The 18965-nt window shown below is 70.6% G+C and carries 20 protein-coding genes; 7 read left to right on the forward strand and 13 right to left on the reverse strand.

Translation table 11 applies throughout. The features are described from left to right. The first annotated feature begins 134 nt into the window (after nucleotides 1–134). From NB3_RS05910 to NB3_RS05925, 4 genes are all read left to right on the forward strand, one after another. Nucleotides 135–926, forward strand: a complete 792-nt coding sequence (locus tag NB3_RS05910) for a hypothetical protein (RefSeq protein WP_067797636.1) — start codon at nucleotides 135–137, stop codon at nucleotides 924–926. Then, nucleotides 923–2293, forward strand: a complete 1371-nt coding sequence (locus NB3_RS05915; RefSeq protein WP_067797638.1) for an alpha/beta-hydrolase family protein — start codon at nucleotides 923–925, stop codon at nucleotides 2291–2293. The genes NB3_RS05910 and NB3_RS05915 overlap by 4 nt, the downstream gene beginning before the upstream one ends. Nucleotides 2294–2347: 54 nt before the next feature. Next, a complete protein-coding gene (locus NB3_RS05920) occupies nucleotides 2348–2794 on the forward strand; it encodes an SRPBCC domain-containing protein (protein WP_067797641.1) in 447 nt (148 codons plus the stop codon). A gap of 67 nt (nucleotides 2795–2861) precedes the next feature. Then, entirely contained in the window at nucleotides 2862–3080 is a 219-nt protein-coding gene (locus NB3_RS05925; RefSeq protein ID WP_067797645.1) for a hypothetical protein, read from the forward strand. Nucleotides 3081–3092: 12 nt separating this feature from the next. Here NB3_RS05925 and NB3_RS05930 read toward each other — a convergent pair whose 3' ends face one another. Next, complete coding sequence (locus NB3_RS05930; protein ID WP_067797648.1) at nucleotides 3093–3680, reverse strand: TetR/AcrR family transcriptional regulator; 588 nt, start codon at nucleotides 3678–3680, stop codon at nucleotides 3093–3095. Between the two features lie 108 nt (nucleotides 3681–3788). Here NB3_RS05930 and NB3_RS05935 point away from each other — a divergent pair, with 108 nt between their 5' ends. Further along, entirely contained in the window at nucleotides 3789–4682 is an 894-nt protein-coding gene (locus NB3_RS05935) for an SDR family NAD(P)-dependent oxidoreductase (protein ID WP_067797651.1), read from the forward strand. 61 nt (nucleotides 4683–4743) lie between these two features. On the opposite strand, the gene gatA is transcribed toward NB3_RS05935, so the two are convergent. Both gatA and gatC read right to left on the reverse strand, forming a co-directional pair. After that, on the reverse strand, nucleotides 4744–6264 hold the full coding sequence (gene gatA / locus NB3_RS05940) for an Asp-tRNA(Asn)/Glu-tRNA(Gln) amidotransferase subunit GatA (RefSeq protein ID WP_067797654.1): 1521 nt from the start codon (nucleotides 6262–6264) through the stop codon (nucleotides 4744–4746). Then, nucleotides 6261–6560, reverse strand: a complete 300-nt coding sequence (gene gatC / locus NB3_RS05945; RefSeq protein WP_067797657.1) for an Asp-tRNA(Asn)/Glu-tRNA(Gln) amidotransferase subunit GatC — start codon at nucleotides 6558–6560, stop codon at nucleotides 6261–6263. Before gatC ends, gatA begins: the two co-directional genes overlap by 4 nt. Nucleotides 6561–6875: 315 nt before the next feature. Between gatC and NB3_RS05950 the strand changes: the two genes are divergently transcribed. Then, entirely contained in the window at nucleotides 6876–7526 is a 651-nt protein-coding gene (locus tag NB3_RS05950; RefSeq protein ID WP_067797660.1) for an ACT domain-containing protein, read from the forward strand. 93 nt (nucleotides 7527–7619) lie between these two features. On the opposite strand, the gene NB3_RS05955 is transcribed toward NB3_RS05950, so the two are convergent. The 3 genes from NB3_RS05955 to NB3_RS05965 all read right to left on the reverse strand — a co-directional run bounded on the left by NB3_RS05955 (nucleotide 7620) and on the right by NB3_RS05965 (nucleotide 9958). Further along, complete coding sequence (locus NB3_RS05955; RefSeq protein WP_067797663.1) at nucleotides 7620–8144, reverse strand: GNAT family N-acetyltransferase; 525 nt, start codon at nucleotides 8142–8144, stop codon at nucleotides 7620–7622. A 225-nt stretch (nucleotides 8145–8369) separates the two neighbouring features. Beyond that, entirely contained in the window at nucleotides 8370–8693 is a 324-nt protein-coding gene (locus NB3_RS05960) for a hypothetical protein (RefSeq protein WP_067797666.1), read from the reverse strand. A gap of 20 nt (nucleotides 8694–8713) precedes the next feature. Further along, nucleotides 8714–9958, reverse strand: coding sequence for an AAA family ATPase (locus tag NB3_RS05965; protein ID WP_067797669.1), 1245 nt, complete (start codon nucleotides 9956–9958; stop codon nucleotides 8714–8716). Between the two features lie 336 nt (nucleotides 9959–10294). Between NB3_RS05965 and NB3_RS05970 the strand changes: the two genes are divergently transcribed. Then, nucleotides 10295–10648, forward strand: coding sequence for a hypothetical protein (locus NB3_RS05970; RefSeq protein ID WP_157111558.1), 354 nt, complete (start codon nucleotides 10295–10297; stop codon nucleotides 10646–10648). Here the strand turns inward: NB3_RS05970 and NB3_RS05975 are convergent. The 7 genes from NB3_RS05975 to NB3_RS06005 all read right to left on the reverse strand — a co-directional run bounded on the left by NB3_RS05975 (nucleotide 10641) and on the right by NB3_RS06005 (nucleotide 18750). Further along, a complete protein-coding gene (locus NB3_RS05975) occupies nucleotides 10641–11681 on the reverse strand; it encodes an S-adenosylmethionine:tRNA ribosyltransferase-isomerase (RefSeq protein ID WP_067797674.1) in 1041 nt (346 codons plus the stop codon). The two genes, NB3_RS05970 and NB3_RS05975, sit on opposite strands and share 8 nt — an antisense overlap. Continuing rightward, nucleotides 11678–12373, reverse strand: coding sequence for an SDR family oxidoreductase (locus NB3_RS05980; protein WP_067797679.1), 696 nt, complete (start codon nucleotides 12371–12373; stop codon nucleotides 11678–11680). Before NB3_RS05980 ends, NB3_RS05975 begins: the two co-directional genes overlap by 4 nt. A gap of 68 nt (nucleotides 12374–12441) precedes the next feature. After that, nucleotides 12442–14556 (reverse strand): NAD-dependent DNA ligase LigA, encoded by a 2115-nt coding sequence (gene ligA / locus NB3_RS05985; RefSeq protein WP_067797682.1) that lies wholly within the window; start codon nucleotides 14554–14556, stop codon nucleotides 12442–12444. 186 nt (nucleotides 14557–14742) lie between these two features. Beyond that, complete coding sequence (locus NB3_RS05990; RefSeq protein ID WP_067797685.1) at nucleotides 14743–15102, reverse strand: hypothetical protein; 360 nt, start codon at nucleotides 15100–15102, stop codon at nucleotides 14743–14745. 105 nt (nucleotides 15103–15207) lie between these two features. After that, a complete protein-coding gene (locus tag NB3_RS05995) occupies nucleotides 15208–16269 on the reverse strand; it encodes a methionine synthase (RefSeq protein WP_067798440.1) in 1062 nt (353 codons plus the stop codon). A gap of 139 nt (nucleotides 16270–16408) precedes the next feature. Next, the gene (mnmA, locus tag NB3_RS06000; protein ID WP_067797688.1) at nucleotides 16409–17524 is read right to left on the reverse strand and encodes a tRNA 2-thiouridine(34) synthase MnmA; all 1116 of its coding nucleotides are present in this window, start codon (nucleotides 17522–17524) and stop codon (nucleotides 16409–16411) included. Further along, complete coding sequence (locus tag NB3_RS06005; protein WP_067797691.1) at nucleotides 17524–18750, reverse strand: cysteine desulfurase family protein; 1227 nt, start codon at nucleotides 18748–18750, stop codon at nucleotides 17524–17526. Before NB3_RS06005 ends, mnmA begins: the two co-directional genes overlap by 1 nt. Nucleotides 18751–18965: the final 215 nt, after the last annotated feature.

The raw sequence follows: 18965 nt of genomic DNA on the forward strand, positions 1-18965 counted from the left end.
CCTCATACCCACGGGTGATTTCCGCACCGATACCCGGGTACGAGACGTCGCGGCGGGCTCCCCCGGCGGCACGGCCCGCGAAACGTTCCCGGGCGTGAGGCGAGCGCGGGAAGCCGGTCCCTAACGTCGTCGCCATGAGCACACCGACCAGCGCCGGGCGCGAGACCCGGTTCGCATCGGCCGCAGGAGCCCGAAAGCATTCCGCCGCAGCGTCTTCCGACACCGCGCGGGCGCGGCGCTACGCCGCGCTCACCGCGACGGCGCTGACCACCATGGCGGCGACGGTCTTCCTCTCCCCCGCCCCGCGGGCGGTCGCGGCGGCAGCGCCGATCGAGAGCCCGCAGGCCGGCGCCGCCGTCGCCGAACTGACCGCGGGCGGCCCCGGCGCGCTCACCGCGATTCCGGCGGACTTCGCGGCGTCGTTCGGCTACCGGCCGAGCACGGTGGACGGTCTGCTGGTCGATCCGGACGGCGACTGCTCGTCTCCGGTGACGCTGCCCGCCGAGTTCGACACCGCGTGCAAGGCCCATGATCTCGGCTACGACCTGCTGCGCTACGCCGACCGGCGCGGCGAACCGCTGGGCCCGTGGGCGCGCCAGGCGCTCGACGCGACGCTGGACCGGCAGATGCACCAGGCCTGCGCCGCCCGCGTGGACTCGTTCTCCCGCGCCCGCTGCGACGCGATGGCATCGATCGCCCACACCGCCGTCGATCTGAACTCGCGACGGCAGGACTACGGCGCGCCGGTGGTGGAGCCCCTGTTCGGCGCCGTCGAGTCGGATTCGGCGTCGAGCCGCAAGCTGTTCGGTGTGCTCGCCGCCGGAATCACCGGTCTCGGTGCGGTTTTCCTCGTCCGCAACCGGCGGCGCGGCTCCGGTCTCGCGGCTGTCGTGCCGCCCGCCCCCGTCGCGGCGGTGCGGCGATGACGGGCCCCGGGTTCCCGAGCCGTCGTCGCGGATTCCGGATCGGAACGCCACGGATCGGCACCACGCTCGGCATCGGGGTGGGAACGCTGGCGTCGTTGGCTCCGGGCCTGCTTCCTCGCACCCCGGGCGCGCAAGCCGTGCTGACCGGGCTCATCGCGGCGCTGACGCTCGGGGTGGCAGGAGCACTGCGAATCCTTCTGCGGCGCTGGGGTTTCGACGTCGATCGTCGGCATGCGTGGCTGCGGCTGCCCCTGCTGATCGCGACATCGGTGCTGGTGCTGGGAGTCGCGGCGAACGCGGGACACTGGCAGAACCGGCTGCGCGCCGCGATGGGCACGCCGCCGATCGGCGCCGACTACTGGGTTCGGTGCGCGCTCGGCGCGGCGCTGATCATCGGACTGCTCGCCGCCGCTACCCGCTCGATCGCCTGGGGTTGGCGGAAGCTGGGCTGGGCGCGGGGAGTCTCACTGGCCGCCGTGGCAGCGGTGCTGTTGTATCTGGTCGGCGTGCCCGCGCTGGCCGGATGGCAGGAGTCGGCGTACGCGCGGGCGAACGCCGAGCTGGATCCCACTGTGGTACGACCCGTTTCACACGCCGGGTCGGGGACCGCCGAGTCGGCGGTGAGCTGGACCTCGCTCGGCGCCGAGGGACGCAAGTTCGTCGGCGACGCGTCGGTGCGCGCCGTGCGGGTCTACGTCGGGGTGGCCTCCGCACCCGACCTGGACAGCCGCGTCGCGCTGGCGATCCGGGAACTGGAACGTTCGGGCGGCTTCGCGCGCTCGCATCTGGTCGTCACGGTGCCCACCGGATCGGGCTGGATCGACGCGAACGCCGTGGCGGGGTTCGATCGGCGCTTCGACGGGGATGTGGCGCTGGTCGGGCTGCAATACTCCTATCTGCCCAGCTGGGCGACGTTCGTGTTCGGCCGGGACGCGGCGGTGACGGCGACACGCGCCTTGTTCGCCGCCGTCGAACGCCACATCCAGAGCCTGGAGCGCAAGCCGAAGCTCTACCTGTACGGGCAGAGCCTGGGCGCCATCGGCGGCAACGCCGTCTTCGCCGACGACGCCGAGCAGGATGCCAGGACCTGCGCGGTCCTCTGGGCCGGCCCACCCGCCAATCGGGTCCATCGCGGCGGCGCGACGGTGCTGGCCAACAGCTCGGATCCGGTGATCCACTGGTCGCCTTCCCTGCTGTGGCGCGCGCCCGACCTGATGGGCGCCCGCGTCGACGCTCCGGTTCCGCAATGGCTTCCGGTGATCAGCTTCGCGCAGACCACCGCCGACCTGCTCGCCGCACTACACGCTCCACCGGGCCACGGCCACCGCTACGGCCGGGATCAAGGGACACTGATGGGCTCGTGCTGAGCCGTTCGGCACGGCACCGCACACCCCCGACATAGAACATGTTCTAATTTGCTCATGGCCTTCGTCATCGATCTCGCCGCCGACATCGACGCCCCCGCCGACCTGGTGTGGCAGGTGATCACCGACTTCCCGCGCTACGGCGAGTGGAATCCCTTCGTCCCGGAATGCCGTAGTTCGCTGGTACCCGGCGAGCCGATCGACATGCTCGTCCGGATCTCCGGCTCGAAGCCGCGCAAGCAGCGGGAATGGATCCGCTCGCACACCCCCGGCAGCGAGCTGAGCTACTCGATGAAACCCGTGCCCCTCGGCGCGCTGCACAGCCTGCGCTCGCACGTCGTGATGCCGCTACCGGACAACCGCACCCGCTACGAATCGCACTTCGAACTCGGCGGATGGCTGCACCCCGTGGTCGTCGCCTCGCTCGGCAAGAATCTGCGCCGGGGTTTCGAGGGCATGACCGACGGCATCAAGAAGCGGGCCGAATCGCTGCGCGCTTCCTGAGGGCCGCCATCCGACCGGACCGGAGAAACTCGATGAAAGCTGTTGCGAACGCGAAGGAGACGGCTCGATGACGGACGATCGATCAACCCCACCCGAGCCGTCGATCGACGACGATGACTACGACGTCGGCCTGGAAGATCCGGTCATCGAGGGCGACGCGCCGACGACGTGGCAGGAATTCGCCGCGGACGCCCGCACGAGTGGATCCAGCGATCTCGCGCCGATCGTGCGGAGCATGGCAGCCGGGGACGCCACCCTTCCGTCCAACGCCCGCCTGAACGGGTAGACACCCGCGGACTCACGCACGCAGATAGGCCAGCGCGGCGTCGAGCGCGGCGTCGGCATAGTCCTCGGTAAGGCCACCGAGGCCGAGGGACCACCGCATCTGCACCGGACCGAGCAGCAGATCGATGGCGAGCTCGAGATCCAGATCCGCGCGCACTTCGCCCGCGGCGACGGCGGCGGCCAAGCGGTCGGCGACAGCGGCGCGCTGGGGCAGCAGCAAACGCTCACGGTAGGCGTTGCCCAACTCGGCGTCCTGCTGGATTTCGATGTACATCGCACGGAGGAAGGATTCGAAACCCGGCTCCGTCAGCGCGACGACCGAGCCGCGCAGTAACAGGCGCAGATCGGCGGCGATGTCGCCGGTGTCGGGCAAGGCGGGACCTTCCGGCCCCGAATCGGATTCGAGCATGGCGTCGAACACGACCGCGCCTTTCGACGGCCACCAGCGGTAGATCGTCTGTTTGCCGACACCCGCGCGAGCCGCGATGGCCTCGATGCTCAGTTTCGCGTAGGACATCTCGCGGATCAGCGCGGCGGTCGCGGCGAGTATCGCGGCACGGGCGCGCTCGCTGCGGCGCGCGGCGGTGGGAGTGGCGGTCATCGGGTCACAGTAACAGAAAACGAGACGATACGTCTCGTCTTGACAATGCGCGCGCGACTTGGCACCGTATCCGGCGAGACGGAGCGTCTCGCGACGAAAGGATCGCCCATGACCCGAACGTGGTTCATCACCGGAGCAGGCCGCGGACTCGGCCGCGCCTTCACCACGGCCGCGCTGGCCGAGGGCGATCGTGTCGTCGCGACCGCCCGGGACCCGCGGTCCCTCGCGGACATCGCCGACGACCGCCTGACCGTGCTGCCTCTGGACGTGCGCGACCACGCGAGCGTGATCACCACCGTGGACAAGGCATTCGCACTGATGGGCACGATCGATGTGATCGTGAACAACGCCGGTTACGGCTTGGTCGGCGCCGTGGAGGAACTGACCGAGGCGCAGATCCGCGACCAGATGGACACCAATTTCTTCGGCGCCCTGTGGGTTTCCCGAGCGGCGCTGCCCCATCTTCGCGCCCAGGGCTCGGGGCACATCGTGCAGATCTCCACGGTCGGAGCCGTGGGCAGCCTGCCCCTGTTCAGCATGTACAACGCGAGCAAATGGGCACTGGAGGGATTCAGCGCCTCGCTCGCGGACGAACTGCGCCCCTTCGGCATCCGGGTCACGCTCGCGCAGATGGGCGGCTTCGACACCGACTGGGCCAAGTCGAGCATGCGATTCGCCACCGGCATCCCCGCCTATGCGGAGTTGCGCAACGCCATCCTCGGTATGCCGGACTACCCCGCCGAGGCGACTGCCGCTCCCACGACCGAAGCCGAGCCGGGGAACACGTCGAACGCCACGGAAGAGCAGGCCGCCGACACCGAATCCGAGTGGATCGAAGCGTCACCCGAAGTCGGCGCCGCGGGCCTGATCGAGTTGGTGAACATGCCGAACCCCCCGCTACGCAAGATCATCGGACCCGGCGCGCACCAGATGGTCGCGCTCGCGTTGGAGCAACGTCGCGACGACTACGCCCGAGATCCCGAATTCACCTGGCCCGCATGATCGCTCGCACAGCCGCTCGGTACCGCGCAGGCGGGAGACCGATCGGCTCGGCGAGCAATCGTCAGGCGATGGGACCGCGGGCGGCCTCGTAAGCCGCGCCCACCCGGTAGAGGCGATCGTCGGCGAGGGCGGGGGCCATGATCTGGAGGCCGACGGGCATGCCGTCGTCCTTGCTCAGACCGGACGGGACCGACATTGCGGGGTGACCGGCCAGGTTGGTCGGCAGGGTGCACAGGTCGGACAGGTACATGGCCAGCGGATCGTCGACCTTCTCGCCCAGCTTCCACGGCGTGAACGGGCTGGTCGGCGAGACGAGCACGTCGACCTGCTCGTAGGCCTTGTCGAAGTCGCGCGCGATCAGCGTGCGCACCTTCAGCGCCTGGCCGTAGTAGGCGTCGTAGTAGCCCGCCGACAGCGCGTAGGTGCCGATCATGATGCGCCGTTTGACCTCGGGGCCGAACCCGGCCGCGCGGGTGGCCGCCATGACCTGCTCGGCGCTGTGCTGCCCGTCGTCGGCGACGCGCAGGCCGTAGCGCATGGCGTCGAACCGCGCGAGGTTCGAGGACACCTCCGACGGCATCACCAAGTAGTAGGACGACAGCGCGTATTCGAAGTGCGGGCAGGACACCTCGACCACTTCCGCGCCGAGATCCTTCAGCACCGCCACGGCGGCGTCGAAGGAGGCGAGCACGCCGGGCTGATAGCTGTCGGAGTGCAGTTCCTTCACCACGCCGATCCTGACCCCGCGCAGATCGCCCTGCGCCCCGGCCCGCGCGGCGGCCACCACCGGCGGCACCGGCACGTCGCGGGAAGTGGAGTCGCGCGGGTCGTATCCGGCGATCACCTCGTGCAGCAGCGCGGTGTCCAGCACGGTCCGACCGCACGGACCGCCCTGGTCCAGCGACGACGCGCACGCGACGAGGCCGAAGCGCGACACCGTGCCGTAGGTGGGCTTGGTGCCGACGGTGGCGGTGACGGCCGCGGGCTGGCGGATCGACCCGCCGGTGTCGGTGCCGATGGCCAGCGGGGCCTGATGCGAGGCCAGCGCCGCCGCCGAGCCGCCGCCGGAGCCGCCCGGGATGCGGGTGGTGTCCCACGGGTTGCGGGTGGGGCCGTAGGCGGAGTTCTCGGTGGAGGAGCCCATGGCGAACTCGTCCATGTTGGTCTTGCCGAGGATCGGGATGCCCGCGTCGCGCAACCGCGTGGTGAGCGTCGCGTCGTAGGGCGAGACCCAGCCTTCGAGGATCTTCGACGCACAGGTGGTCGGCATGTCCGTGGTAGTGAAGACGTCCTTGAGCGCCAAAGGAACTCCGGCCAGCGGCGAGGCGGGCTCGGCGCCGGAGGCGATCGCGGCGTCCACCGCGGCCGCGGCCTCCAGCGCCCGCTCGCCCGCGACGTGCAGGAAGGCGTGGTACTCCCCGTCGACCGCGGCGATCCGGTCCAGGTGCGCCTGGGTGACCTCGACCGAGGACAGTTCGCGGCCGTGGATCTTCTCGGCCAGCTCGGCCGCCGACAGGGTGGTCAGGTCGGACCCACCCGTCGCACCGCCCCCCACGGAATCGCCATGCGATGCTGCGCTCATTCGCCCTCCCCCAGGATCTGCGGCACCATGAACCGCTGCTCGTCCACCGCGGGCGCGCCCGACAGCGCCTCCCGCGGCGTCAGGCCCGGCACCACCTCGTCGGGACGGGTCACATTGGTCGCCGGGTTCGGCGACGCCGTAGCCGGGACGTCGGCGGCGGCTACCTCGGAAATGGTCCGCACATGGCTCAGGATCGAATCCAGCTGTCCGGCGAACTGATCCAGTTCCGCGTCGGACAGCGCGAGCCGGGACAGCCGGGCGAGGTGTGCGACCTCGTCGCGGGAGATGGCGGGCACCGCGGGACCCCTTTCGGCTTCGTTATCAACAGTGCTCAACCCACACAGCCTAGCCACCGGGGCCCGGGTCACCACCCGGCACCCGCGCTTCGCAGGCGCGGCGGGGAAACCGTCGCGCAGCAGGCCCCTGGCAACCGCCTCCGGCCCGCGACACGTCCGTGCGAACCAGCCCGACACGCCGGTTTCGCGCGAATTCGCCGAGTGGCGCATGTCACTCGCCGGGCTTCGACTCGATAACCGGCCGTAAGGGGTGTAAGTATTGCGTCACCCGGGTATCCGTTCAGAGCCTCGGCCGCCCTAAGAAAGGAAACGCACGTGTCGTATCTGCTCCGCGTGCAACTTCCGGATCGACCGGGAAGCCTCGGTGCGCTCGCCCTCGCACTCGGCTCCGTCGGCGCCGACATCCTCTCGCTGGACGTGGTGGAGCGCGGCGCGGGCTACGCCGTCGACGATCTGGTCGTGGAGGTGCCCTCCGGCGCCCTCCCCGACACCCTCATCACCGCCGCCGAGTCGATCGGCGACGTGCACGTGGACTCGATCCGCCCGTACTCCGGCGTGCTCGACACCCACCGCGAGCTCGAGCTCATCGATCAGGTGGCCAGCGCTCGCGACGACCGGATGCAAGTGCTGGTCGACGGCGTGCCCCGGGTGCTGCGGGTCGGCTGGAGCACGATCATCGACATCGGGCCGCACGGGGCCTACCGCGTGGTGGGCAGCCCGAGCGCACCACAGACACAAGCGGGTTCGGCGCCGTGGATGCCGCTGGAGAAGCCGACGGTGCTCGATCCGGAAGCCGAGTGGGTGCCCGAGATCTGGCGCGACATGGACACCAAACTCGCCGCGGCTCCCCTCGGCAACACCGGCAAGGTGCTGCTGCTCGGCAGGCCGGGCGGTCCCGACTTCCGGCCCTCCGAGGTCGCCCGCCTCGGCTACCTCGCCGGGATCGTCGCCACCGTCCTCGGCTGATCCCAACGGGCGCCGCGGCTTTCGCGGCGCGAATCGGCAGGAACTCGGCTCGGCCCCTTCCCGCACGCTTCCGGCACGTCCTGCCGGACGAACCTAGGCGGAATCGCCGGAAGAGCCGAGCGGTAGCCGAAGTACGTGCAGCAACTCCCCCGCTGAGGTACGCCAGTCCCGGCTCGGCACGGGACGGAAGCCGAAGCGTTCGTATATCCGCCGGGCGTCGACCATGGCGGCCATGGTGGTGAGGGCGACCGCCGCGCAACCTTCCGCGCGGGCGAGGTCGATCACGCTGCGCACCAACGCCGTTCCCGCGCCGAGTCCGCGCGCGGCCTTCGCGACCGCGAGCATGCGGAACTCCAGTTCACCCGGCAGCGCGATCTCCGCGTACGGGTTGCCCGCCGGTGCGACCGTCAGCGAGCCGACGATCCGGACCGCGTGTGTGGCGACCAGGACCCGGGCCGACGCGGCGCGACGCGCGGTGTCGGCCAGTTCCCCCGCGTACCAGCTGCCCGCCGCCACATAGCCCTCGCCGACGTAGACCTCCACCGTCAGCTCGCCGATCGCCGCGTACTCCTCCGGCCGCGCCGCCCGGACGACGACATCCGCGTCACGCACATCCATACCGGCATGATGCCATCGGCCGTAGGGTGAGCTACGGCACGTCGTCCTCGGCGCGGGGCATACTCACGCTGGGCACCCGCGACGGCATGTCGCCCGCCGACTCGGCGCCCCCGCACGGGCCGGGCCTTCCGGAAAAATGACGCAAGGGCCCCGCACGGCGTCGGCGGACGGGTCGAGCAACAAGCGTCTACACCCGCGGCCGCTCCCCCGAGCCGAGGCGACCGATCAGCCGGAACGAGAGATCTGCCAGTGGTCGGGCTTGCCCGCCGGATAGACGACGGTGAGCAGGTCGCCGATCGACGGCCAGGACCGTGTGTCCCAGACGAAACGGCCGTACACGATCTTGCCCGGGACCGAGGGACCGGTCAGCTTCCCGGTGATCGTCACGTACTGCTCGCCGGGAGCGTCCGGACGGGGGCTCACGCCGGTGATGTACAGCGTGCCCTCCTCCGGGTTCGCCGGGCGGTAGCCGCGCTTGCCGCGGATGGCGAACACGATCAGCGACACCAGCACGGCGGTCAGGGTCACCAGCGCGACGAACTCCAGCATGTCCCCATGCTAGGTGCGCGTCACACCGGCGTGAGTTCGCTGGCGCCCTGTGCGGTGCGCCGGACCTGCCAGACCGACGTGCGGGTGCGCTGCGAGCGCCCGTTGCCCCGGTCGATCAGCGTCCGATCGTTCGTGGTGAAGATCAACTGCGCCCCGCGCGCATTCGTCTCCGGGTTCTGGAACAGCTGGATCAATCGATCGGTCTCCTCGGCGGGCAGGCACGCGCCGATGTCGTCGACGGCGAGCACCCGGCCCTCGTCCAGCGCGTCGAGCATGGCGGGCAGCACCCGCAGCAACGACAACGTCGCCGAGGACTCGTCGCCGATCCCGAACGGGGCGTCGATGCCGTCGTGCACCAGGCTCAGGCCGACGCCGCGCCGGGCCACCATGCGCGTGTACAACGCGTCGCGCGCGGCCTTCAGATTGGTCAGCTCGCGCTCGAGCAGCACGGCCGTCAGACCGTTGTCGCGCAGCAATTGGTCGGCATAGGCGGGCGAGGAGGCGCACAGGTCGATCTGTTTGCCCAGGCCCGCGATGTCGGCGTCCAGGTCGCGCAGGTAGTCGGCGTACATCGGGTCGGGTTCGGCGACGAGCAGGTCGGTGATGCCCAGCTCGGCCGTGCGCAGCAGCAGCAGCAGCCGCGCCGCGTTGTCCGGCGACCGGGAGATGTGGCTGCCGAGCCGGTGAGCGACGGCGTCGGGTTCGACGGGACCGCGCTGCACCTCGAGCATGGATTCGAACCAGCGGTAGGCGGGCACCAGCGCGTCGGAGTACATCTGCCCGGCCAGGCTGAGCAGCAGGGCGTTCGGGCGCACCAGCGGAGCCAGCGCGGTGATGCCGTAGCGCGCCGCCTCGAACATCGGGCCGATCTTGATCTGTTCGCCGTTGCGCTCGAACACGATTCGCTTGCGCGACCGCGGTTGGGTGTGCAGCCATTCCGCGGTGACGTCGGCGTTGTCCAGCCGGAACCCGTAGGTGTACGGCACGCCCTCGGCGACGAATGCGGCCACGAATTCCGAAGGCCGTTCCGGGAATCCGAGATGCGGCGCCCGGACCGGACCCGCGTACGGGTCCCATCCGGTCACCGAGTGCAACACCGCGTCGCGCATCTGCCAGAGCGCATCGATCAGGTTCGTCTTCCCCGCGGCCGCGCCGCCGTGCACCGCGGTCACCGGCACCGCCACCGGCCCGCTCCCCTTGGTGAGCCGCAACTCCTGCTCGTCGGCCAGCGATCTGTGATTGGTCACCTGAAAACTGCGCAGCATGCCGCCATACTTCCGTCTGCGCGACGAGTCAGCGATGGCAACCCGCCGGTACAGCCCATCTGTCGCCCGCAAGCACCCGCACACCCGCTGCCCCACCGGTGGGCAACCGTTGCCGGGCTCCGGCATACGACTACGGATGGACCTGGCAAAACGTTGACCGGGTGACCGCATCCCGGTGCGCTACGCGGATGCCGAACTCGCCGTGGACGACCTGTTGTGCAGCCGGTAGCCACCTCCCTCACCGGGACAAGCGCGGTGATAGCGGGTTAGCATGCCTGCACGCCGCGGTCCCGCCGCGGCGTACTGCCGAAGTTGTGCGATGGGATGAGGGTAACGATGGGATCGACGGTTCGTCGTGTGGTGGGCGGAGGCTCCGTCGTCGCCGCGCTCGCGCTGGGCTCGCTGGTCGTGGCGCCGGAAGTGGTGGCGGACGCGCCGTGTCCGGAGGGCACCGCGCGTGTGTTCCTGGCCAACAGCACGAACACCTGTCAGGGCGGTGGAACGGTCAGCTACGACCCGCCCGGCGTGGTGTCGAAGGTCTGCTCGACGGCGAGCGCGGACGTGTCCGCCGAGGCGACGTTCAAGAACCGCCGCGGCAAGATCATCACCCAGAAGCTCGACCTCAGCGACGGCCGCTGCGGGCGGTTCGACATCGCGGGCCAGCTGGGCGCCACCGTCACGGTCAGCTGAGCGCACCACGCCCGAACAACAAGGCGCTGTCGCCGAACTCGTGCCACAGATAGCCGGTCTCCACGGCCGTGGCGTAGGCGGCGGCGACGGTTTCCGCTCCGGCCACCGCCACCAGCAGATCGAGGTGTGACGCGCCGGGCGCGTGCCAACCGGTGATCAGACCGTCCACCACGTGGGCCGGTCGCCGCGCGCCGAGCACCAGGTCGGTCCACCCGCGCGACGCGTGGACCAGGCCCGACGGGTCGGCGGCGGTCTCCAGCGCCCGCGTGACCGTCGTGCCCACCGCGACGACTCGCCCACCGGCGTCTTTCGTGTCGTTCACCAGCCGCGCCGTCGCGGCGGGGACGGCGAACCGCTCCGGGCTCGGCGGTTCTCCGGTCTCGGGCGACGACACCCCGGCGTGCAGGGAGATCGGCGCGAGAGCGACGCCCGCGGCGATCAGATCCAGCACCAGGCGCTCGGTGAACGGGCGTGCGGCACTCGGCATTTCCGCGCTACCGGGCACGCGGCCGAAAACCGTCGTATAGTAGTCGGCCGACCACCGTTGCGGCACATAGGAATACGTGATGGGACGGCCGTGGGCGGCGAGCAACAGGGGCACGTCGCCGGTGACCTCCGCACTCCAGAGCCTGCGTCCACCGGCGAGCCAGGGCGCGCGCAATGTCGCCGCCGCACCCGGCAATCGCAGCACGGTCCCGGCCGAGAGCCGCTCGGCCGGATAGGGAGTGCGCTCGGTGGTCCGCACCTCGACCACCCAGCGGCCGTCGTCCAGCCAGGTGGAGAAATGCAGCACCACCGGCTCGCCGTCCGCCGTGGCGTCGACCGCCGACGACATGGTCGCCGAGTTGTTCACCACCAGGAGGTCGCCCGGGCGCAGGCGGTCGGGCAGCTCCCGGAATCGGGAGTGCGTCAGTCCGTCGTCGGCGACGAGCAAACGCACATCGTCACGCGCCATCCCCCTCGCCTCGGGCGGGACGGTGGCGTGGCGTTCCACGGACAGTTCGAAAGTCGGCAGTTCGGTCCGCACCGTCATGACGCACGCCCGGCCACGAAATCCGCGGCGGTGTAACGCCCGTTCTTCGGCTTCTCGACGAGCAGCCGCAGCAGCGCGGGCACCACCGTCGCAGGCTCCGGACGGTCGGAGATGTCGACGCCCGGAAACGCCGCCTGATGCATCTCGGTGCGCATGTCGCCGGGATCGAAAGCATAGATGGACAGGTCCGGATGTTCCGCGCCGAGAATCGCGGTGAGCTGATCGAGCGCGGCTTTGGACGCGCCGTATCCACCCCACGTGGGATACGGCTCCACCGCCGCGTCGGAGCTGATGTTCACCACGGCCCCGTCCGGCCGCAGCAATGGCAGCGCGATCCGCGTGATCGCCAGTGGCGCGACCACATTCGTGCGCAAGACGCGCTCGAACTCGTCGAGTGGGTAGTCCGCAAGGCGGGGCAGCGGACTCGGTCCGAGACGGCTGGCGTTGTTCACCACCAAGGCGAGTTCCCCCGCACCGCGCGCGGCGTCCGCCAACCGGGCGCGATCCGCCGGATCGGTGACGTCGCCGGGGACCGCGAGGAACGACGGCCCGAGTTCGGCGGCCACCCGCGTCAACCGGTCGGCGCGACGGCCGGTCCCCAGTACCCGCCACCCTTGTTCGATCAGCGCCCGCGCGAGCGCCGCGCCGAATCCGGCCGACGCGCCGGTGATGAGCGCGGTAGGACGAGACATGATGACCTCCTGGTAGTCGCCTACCGGTCGATCCTCATACCTCAACGTATCTTCAGGTCAAGCGCCGATCACTCTTCGGCTTCGGCGTCCTCCGCGGCCATCTCCGGCGTGACCGCCTCCGGTCCGCCGGCCAGCAGCCGTTGAAACCCCTCCTCGTCCAGGATCGGCACACCGAGTTCCTCCGCTTTGGCGGCCTTGGATCCCGGCGCGTCGCCGACCACCACGAACGCGGTCTTCTTCGAGACCGAACTGGCCGCCTTGCCGCCGCGCACGAGGATCGCCTCCTTGGCGCCGTCGCGGGTGAAGCCTTGCAGCGAGCCGGTCACCACGATGGACAGGCCCTCCAGGTTGCGTTCGATGGATTCGTCGCGTTCGTCCTCCATCCGCACGCCGGCGGCCCGCCACTTCGCCACCACGGCGCGGTGCCAGTCCACGGTGAACCACTCCGCCACCGCGGCCGCGATGGTGGGGCCGACGCCGTCGGCGGCGGCCAATTCCTCCACCGACGCCGCCTCGATGCGGTCCAAGCTGCCGAACTCGGCGGCCAGCGCCCGGGCCGCGGTGGGGCCGACGTGCCGGATGGACAGCCCGACCAGCACCCGCCACAACGGCCGGTTCTTGACCGCGGCCAGGTTCTCAAGCAGTCGCTTGCCGTTGGCGGAGAGACTGCCGTTCTTGTTGGCGTAGAGCGAGGTGGTCAGCAGCGTCGCCTCGTCCAGGTCGAACAGGTCGCCCTCGTCGGTGATAGCGCCGGACTTGAGCAGATCGATCGCACCCTCGTAGCCGAGGGCCTCGATGTCGAACGCGCCGCGGCCTGCCACGTGGTAGACGCGCTCGCGCAACTGGGCCGGGCAGAACTGCTGGTTCGGGCAGCGGATGTCGGCGTCGCCCTCCTTTTCCGGGCGCAGCTCGGTGCCGCACTCCGGACAGTGCGTCGGCATGACGAACTCGCGCGCGTCTTCGGGACGCGCGTCCACCACCGGACCCAGCACCTCCGGAATCACGTCGCCCGCCTTGCGGATGGTGACCGTGTCGCCGATCAGCACGCCTTTGCGCTTCACTTCGGCGGCGTTGTGCAAGGTGGCCATCGCGACCGTCGACCCGGCGACGGACACCGGCTCCATCACCGCGAACGGCGTCACCCGGCCGGTGCGGCCGACGTTCACCTGGATGTTCAGCAGCTTGGTCGTCGCCTCCTCGGGCGGATACTTGTAGGCGATCGCCCAGCGCGGCGCGCGGGAGGTGGAGCCGAGGCGGCGTTGCAGCGCGGTCTCGTCGACCTTGATCACCTGGCCGTCGATCTCGTGCTCGATGTCGTGGCGGTGCTCGCCCCAATAGGCCACCCGCTCGATCACCGCGTCGATGCCCTGCACCCGCCTGGTGTGCTCGGACACCGGCAGGCCCCACGCGGCGAGCGCGCGGTACGCCTCGTACTGGGAGGTCGGCGTGTAGCCCTCGATCCGGCCGAAGCCGTGACAGATCATGCGCAGCCTGCGCCGCGCGGTCACCGCCGGGTCCTTCTGCCGCAGCGAACCGGCCGCGGTGTTGCGCGGGTTCGCGTAGGGCGGCTTGCCCTCGGCCACGATGGCGGCGTTGAGCGTCTCGAAATCCTCCAGCCGGAAGTACACCTCGCCGCGGACCTCGAGCAGCCCCGGGATCGGGAACTCCTCGCTGGGGGTGAGCTCGCCGGGGATGTCGTCGATGGTGCGCGCGTTGAGCGTCACGTCTTCGCCGGTGCGTCCGTCGCCTCGGGTGGCGCCGCGGATCAGCCTGCCGTTCTGGTAGACCAGGTTCAGCGCGACGCCGTCGATCTTGACCTCGCACAGATAGTGCAGGTCCGGTCCGGTCTCGGCCTCGACCCGGGCGGCCCAGGCGCGCAGTTCGTCGACGTCGAACACATTGTCCAGCGACAGCATCCGCTCGAGGTGGTCGACGGCGGTGAAATCGGTCGCGAATCCGCCGCCGACGAGCTGGGTCGGCGAATCCGGCGTGCGCAGGTCGGGGTGCTCGTCCTCCATGGCCTGCAACCGTCGCAACAGCGCGTCGAACTCCCCGTCGGAGATGATCGGCGCGTCCCGGACGTAGTAGCGGAACTGGTGCTCACGCACCTCGTCCGCGAGTTGCTGCCACTCCACCCGCTGCTCTGGCGTCGCCGGGGCCGCCGCGCTCTCGCTGTCACTCACCCATCGCACATTAGCGGAGGCCACCGACAGGCAGCCGCCGTGTTCGCGCACGTCGCCGCCCTGACGGACACGAATTCCGGCCGGTCCGTTTCTCGGCGCCGGCACAGCGCTCGGGCGGCATCGACGCGCGGCCTGTCCGTCTCGACGGTGTGGCGCCCACACCCGGCGGATCGGGTTCGCGCGGTGTCATCCCGGCGAACAGACCTGCCCCGATGGTCCGGACAACACGATGACCAGGCCGAACCCACACATCATCGCGAGAACTCCGAAGCCGCTGGAGAAGTATCGAACCCGGCTGATCCGAGGGCGATGAGCCGACAGATCGGCGAGTAGAGCGAACCCGGCGACCAGCATGACGCCCGCGCCGGTGATTTGAAAGCCCTGCGCCGCCCGGAACCCGCCGTCGCCTGGAGCGAACTCGCAGTAATCCATGATCCCGCGCGTGAAAAGTAGATAACCGCCCAGGTAGATGGCCGGACCGAGCAGGACAGACCCAACGGTGTAGATCATGCTGAGTACGACCGGGCGCTCCAAGGGCTGCACCATGGGCACCGTAGTTCACTCCCAGCGCTGAAGGCACGCGAGCAGAACCCGCCCGGAGTCGCGGATAGGATCGGGTGCGGCGATCCATCTCTTCCGTTACCGAGAACGTCAGTCGAAGGAAAGCTCTTCCGGCTCTTCCGCATACGCGCGCGCGACCTCCGCGGCCAAGCGCAGTGCGCGCCGACTCCACTCCAGCGGAACGCCCGCGAGACCGCACGCGGGACTGACCGCGACCCGTTGCGCCAGCGTGCGGCGGCCGAAGCCGAGCCGGTCGACCAGCCGGACACCGGGCTCGGCGAGATCGCGCCAGGTGACCGGAGTCGCGGGTACTTCGGTCGGGACCACACCGAGCACCAACTGTTTGCCCGCTTCGACGGTCTCCCCGACTTCGTCGAGTTGCCTGGTGCCGATCGTGCTCAGGTCGAAGCCGATCGCGGCGGCGGCGCTGCGACGCAGCAAGCCCAACGCGGGCGGCTCCGCGCAACTGTGCACCAGCACCGGCGCGGACTGGGCGGCGATCACCGTGTCCAACAGCGCGAGCGCTTCCGGTTCGGGCACAGCGCGCACCGTGTTCAGTACGCTCACCCCGCGCAGCGAGCCTTCCAGCACCGCGGTCAGCGACGGTTCGTCCAGTTGCAGGACGACGCGCGCGCCGAGCCGCTTGCCCACCTCGGCGACGTGCTGCGCCAGCCCCTCGGCCAGCGAGTCCGAAAGATCGCGCACCGCACCGAAATCGGTGAGCACACGGTGCCCGCCGGGCAGTTCGACCTGCGCGGCCAAGGTCAGCGGCCCCGCCGCCTGCACCTTGACCAGCCGGTCGCCGCCGGACAAGCCCGCGTTCTCCCACGCTTCCTCGAGCGCGTCCAGATCCGTGCGCAGCAGATCGCGGGCCCGGCGCGAGACCGCGCCCGGCCGCGGCGCGAGCCGGTAGCCCCTCGGCGTCGTGTCGAAGCGCAGGTCGACCAGCAGGGCGGAGGCCCGGCCGATCAGGTCCGCGCCCGCGCCGCGGCCCGGCAACTCCACCAGGTGGGGCAGCTCACCGAGTTCGCCGACGATGGTCGCCGCGGCCTCACGCGGATCGGTGCCCGGCCAGGAGCCGATGCCGGTGGCGATGCCGCCCGGAAAGCGGACCGGCTCGGTCGCCGTACCCGTCCCACTGTCTCGCGCCACGTCAGCCGTGCCGGTCTCGTCCACCCTCGTCGTACTCCGTCCGCTCGATTCCGCCGTTACGCGACCGCGCCGCGTTCAGCGGCTGGACCGTCCTCGGATGCACTGTCGCACGGGCAACCGGGGAGACGATGCCCGAAGATCACCGCCGCGCGTCGACCCGCGCGTCGCTCGGGACCGGCTCGCGGGCGGTACCGGAAATAGTGCCACTTCCGATCACCTCGTCGCCCGCGGGATCCGGGCGGTACAGCACCACGGCCTGGCCGCGCGCGACACCGGTCAGCGGCTCACGCAGCCGCACGCGCAGTCCGTCGCCCACCGCCTCGGCGACCGCGGGCGCGATGCCGCCGTGCGCGCGCACCTGCGCCACGCACTCGATCGGACCCGTGGGCGCGGAGCCGGAAGTCCAGATCGCACGCTCCGCCTCGACCGTCCAGACCCGCAGGTCATCGGCCGATCCGACGCGAACCGTGCCGGACTCGGGATCGATCCCGGTGACGTACCGGGGCTTGCCGTCGGCGGCGGGACCCGGCAATCCGAGACCCTTGCGCTGGCCGATGGTGAACCCGTGCACGCCCTCGTGCCGCGCGAGCTCCCGCCCATCGGCGTCGACGACGGCGCCGGGCCGGATGCCGATCTTCGCGCCCAGGAAGGCGCGGGTGTCGCCGGAGGGGATGAAGCAGATGTCGTGGCTGTCGGGCTTGTTCGCGACGGCGAGTCCGCGCTCGGCGGCCTCGGCGCGGATCTGCGGCTTGGGGGTGTCGCCCACCGGGAACATCGCACGGGAGAGCTGCTGCGCGGTCAGCACCGCCAGCACATAGGACTGGTCCTTGTCGGCGTCGACGGCGCGGCGCAGCACGCCGTCGTCCAGCCGCGCGTAGTGACCGGTGACCACGGCGTCGAAGCCGAGCGCCACCGCGCGGTCGGCCAGCGCGGAGAACTTGATCTTCTCGTTGCAGCGCAGGCACGGATTCGGCGTCTCACCCGCCGCGTAGGCCGCGACGAAGTCGTCGATGACGTCTTCCTTGAAGCGGTCGGCGAAATCCCAGACATAGAACGGAATACCGAGCACGTCGGCGGCGCGCCGAGCGTCACCGGCGTCCTCCTTCGAGCAGCAACCGCGCGACCCGGTGCGCAGCGTGCCCGGTGTCGCCGACAGCGCCAGATGCACGCCGACCACCTCGTGACCGGCGTCGACGGCACGCGCCGCCGCCACGGCCGAATCCACACCACCGCTCATCGCGGCGAGTACCCGCATCAGACACCTCCTTTCGCACCGGCCAGGCCCGCGGCCTTGGCCCGCTCAACAACCTGTGGCAAGACTGCCAGGACCGCGTCGACGTCGGCGCGCGTCGAGGTGTGCCCCAGCGAGAAGCGCAGCGATCCGCGCGCCTGCCACGGCTCGACGCCCATGGCGATCAGCACGTGACTCGGCGTGGCGACGCCCGCGGTGCACGCCGAACCCGTCGAGCATTCGATTCCCGCCGCGTCCAGCAGCATCAGCAGCGAATCCCCTTCGCAGCCGGGGAAAGTGACGTGCACGTTGCCGGGCAGCCGCCCTCCGCCGACGGGACCGTTGAGCATCGCGTCGGGCGCGATCGCGCGGATACCGTCGATCAGCGCGTCTCGCAACGTGACCAGCTCGGCGGTCCTGGCGTGGCGTTCGATCGAGGTCTGGCGCAGCGCGGCGGCCAGCCCGATGGCGGCCGCCGTGTCCGAGGTGCCCGACCGCAGGTCGCGCTCGTGCCCGCCGCCGTGCAGCAGGGGCACGCACGGCACCTGCCTGCCGAGCAGCAGCACCCCGATACCGTGCGGTCCGCCGACCTTGTGCCCGGCGAAGCTGGCCGCGGACAGGCCGCTCGCGCCGAAGTCGATGGGCAGTTGCGCCGCCGCCTGCACGGCGTCGCTGTGCATCGGCACGGCGAATTCCGCCGCGACGGAGGCCAGCTCGCCGATCGGCTGGATCGTGCCGACCTCGTTGTTCGCCCACATGACGGTGACCAGCGCGACGTCGTCGGGGTGGGCGGCGAGCGCGGCGCGCAGCGCCGCGGGGGCGACCACGCCGTCGGCGTCCACCGGCAGCCAGGTGACCTCAGCGCCCTCGTGCCGCTCCAGCCACTCCACCGCGTCGATCACCGCGTGATGCTCGACCGAGCTGGCGATGATCCGGTTGCGGCGCGGATCGGCGTCGCGGCGCGCCCAGAAGATGCCCTTCACCGCCAGGTTGTCGCTCTCGGTGCCGCCGGAGGTGAAAACGACCTCCGATGGCCGTGCGCCCAGGTCCGCCGCGATCGACTCGCGCGCCTCCTCCAGCAGCCGCCGGGCGGCGCGGCCCGAACCGTGCAGCGAGGACGCGTTGCCCGTGCTGCGCAGGGCAGCCGTCATCGCCTCGATGGCCGCGGGCAACATCGGTGTGGTGGCCGCGTGATCGAGGTAGACCGTCTGGGGCGCACCGTTGACCGGACCCGAAAAAGCCGACTTCATGACCAGTTAAGGATAGCTGTCACGCTCAGCCGGTTATTCCCCCCTGCTCGAGCGCCCGCGCGGGGTCCGTTCCCCGGGGCCGCGCCCGGCCGAAGGCCCCCCGACCGGGGAAATCTCAGGGTATTCACCTATTGAATGAGCCGCTGAATAGCGGTACGTTGTTCAGCGTGTTGATCGCTGATCCGCTCATTCCGTGGAGCGGATGGCGGGGGCGG

Source organism: Nocardia beijingensis NBRC 16342, from assembly GCF_001612785.1.
Taxonomy (GTDB): Bacteria; Actinomycetota; Actinomycetes; order Mycobacteriales; family Mycobacteriaceae; genus Nocardia; species Nocardia beijingensis.

Bases quoted from the DNA above. Each gene is read 5' to 3' on its own strand.
- NB3_RS05920 (WP_067797641.1), top strand. From the start codon at position 2,348: ATGGCCTTCGTCATCGATCTCGCCGCCGACATCGACGCCCCCGCCGAC.
- gatA (WP_067797654.1), bottom strand. From the start codon at position 6,264: ATGAGCGCAGCATCGCATGGCGATTCCGTGGGGGGCGGTGCGACGGGT.
- NB3_RS05910 (WP_067797636.1), top strand. From the start codon at position 135: ATGAGCACACCGACCAGCGCCGGGCGCGAGACCCGGTTCGCATCGGCC.
- NB3_RS05960 (WP_067797666.1), bottom strand. From the start codon at position 8,693: ATGCTGGAGTTCGTCGCGCTGGTGACCCTGACCGCCGTGCTGGTGTCG.
- NB3_RS05990 (WP_067797685.1), bottom strand. From the start codon at position 15,102: ATGGTGCAGCCCTTGGAGCGCCCGGTCGTACTCAGCATGATCTACACC.
- NB3_RS05970 (WP_157111558.1), top strand. From the start codon at position 10,295: ATGGGATCGACGGTTCGTCGTGTGGTGGGCGGAGGCTCCGTCGTCGCC.
- NB3_RS05935 (WP_067797651.1), top strand. From the start codon at position 3,789: ATGACCCGAACGTGGTTCATCACCGGAGCAGGCCGCGGACTCGGCCGC.
- NB3_RS05915 (WP_067797638.1), top strand. From the start codon at position 923: ATGACGGGCCCCGGGTTCCCGAGCCGTCGTCGCGGATTCCGGATCGGA.
- NB3_RS05930 (WP_067797648.1), bottom strand. From the start codon at position 3,680: ATGACCGCCACTCCCACCGCCGCGCGCCGCAGCGAGCGCGCCCGTGCC.
- NB3_RS06005 (WP_067797691.1), bottom strand. From the start codon at position 18,750: ATGAAGTCGGCTTTTTCGGGTCCGGTCAACGGTGCGCCCCAGACGGTC.
- NB3_RS05925 (WP_067797645.1), top strand. From the start codon at position 2,862: ATGACGGACGATCGATCAACCCCACCCGAGCCGTCGATCGACGACGAT.
- NB3_RS05965 (WP_067797669.1), bottom strand. From the start codon at position 9,958: ATGCTGCGCAGTTTTCAGGTGACCAATCACAGATCGCTGGCCGACGAG.
- NB3_RS05980 (WP_067797679.1), bottom strand. From the start codon at position 12,373: ATGTCTCGTCCTACCGCGCTCATCACCGGCGCGTCGGCCGGATTCGGC.
- NB3_RS05975 (WP_067797674.1), bottom strand. From the start codon at position 11,681: ATGACGGTGCGGACCGAACTGCCGACTTTCGAACTGTCCGTGGAACGC.
- mnmA (WP_067797688.1), bottom strand. From the start codon at position 17,524: ATGCGGGTACTCGCCGCGATGAGCGGTGGTGTGGATTCGGCCGTGGCG.
- NB3_RS05955 (WP_067797663.1), bottom strand. From the start codon at position 8,144: ATGGATGTGCGTGACGCGGATGTCGTCGTCCGGGCGGCGCGGCCGGAG.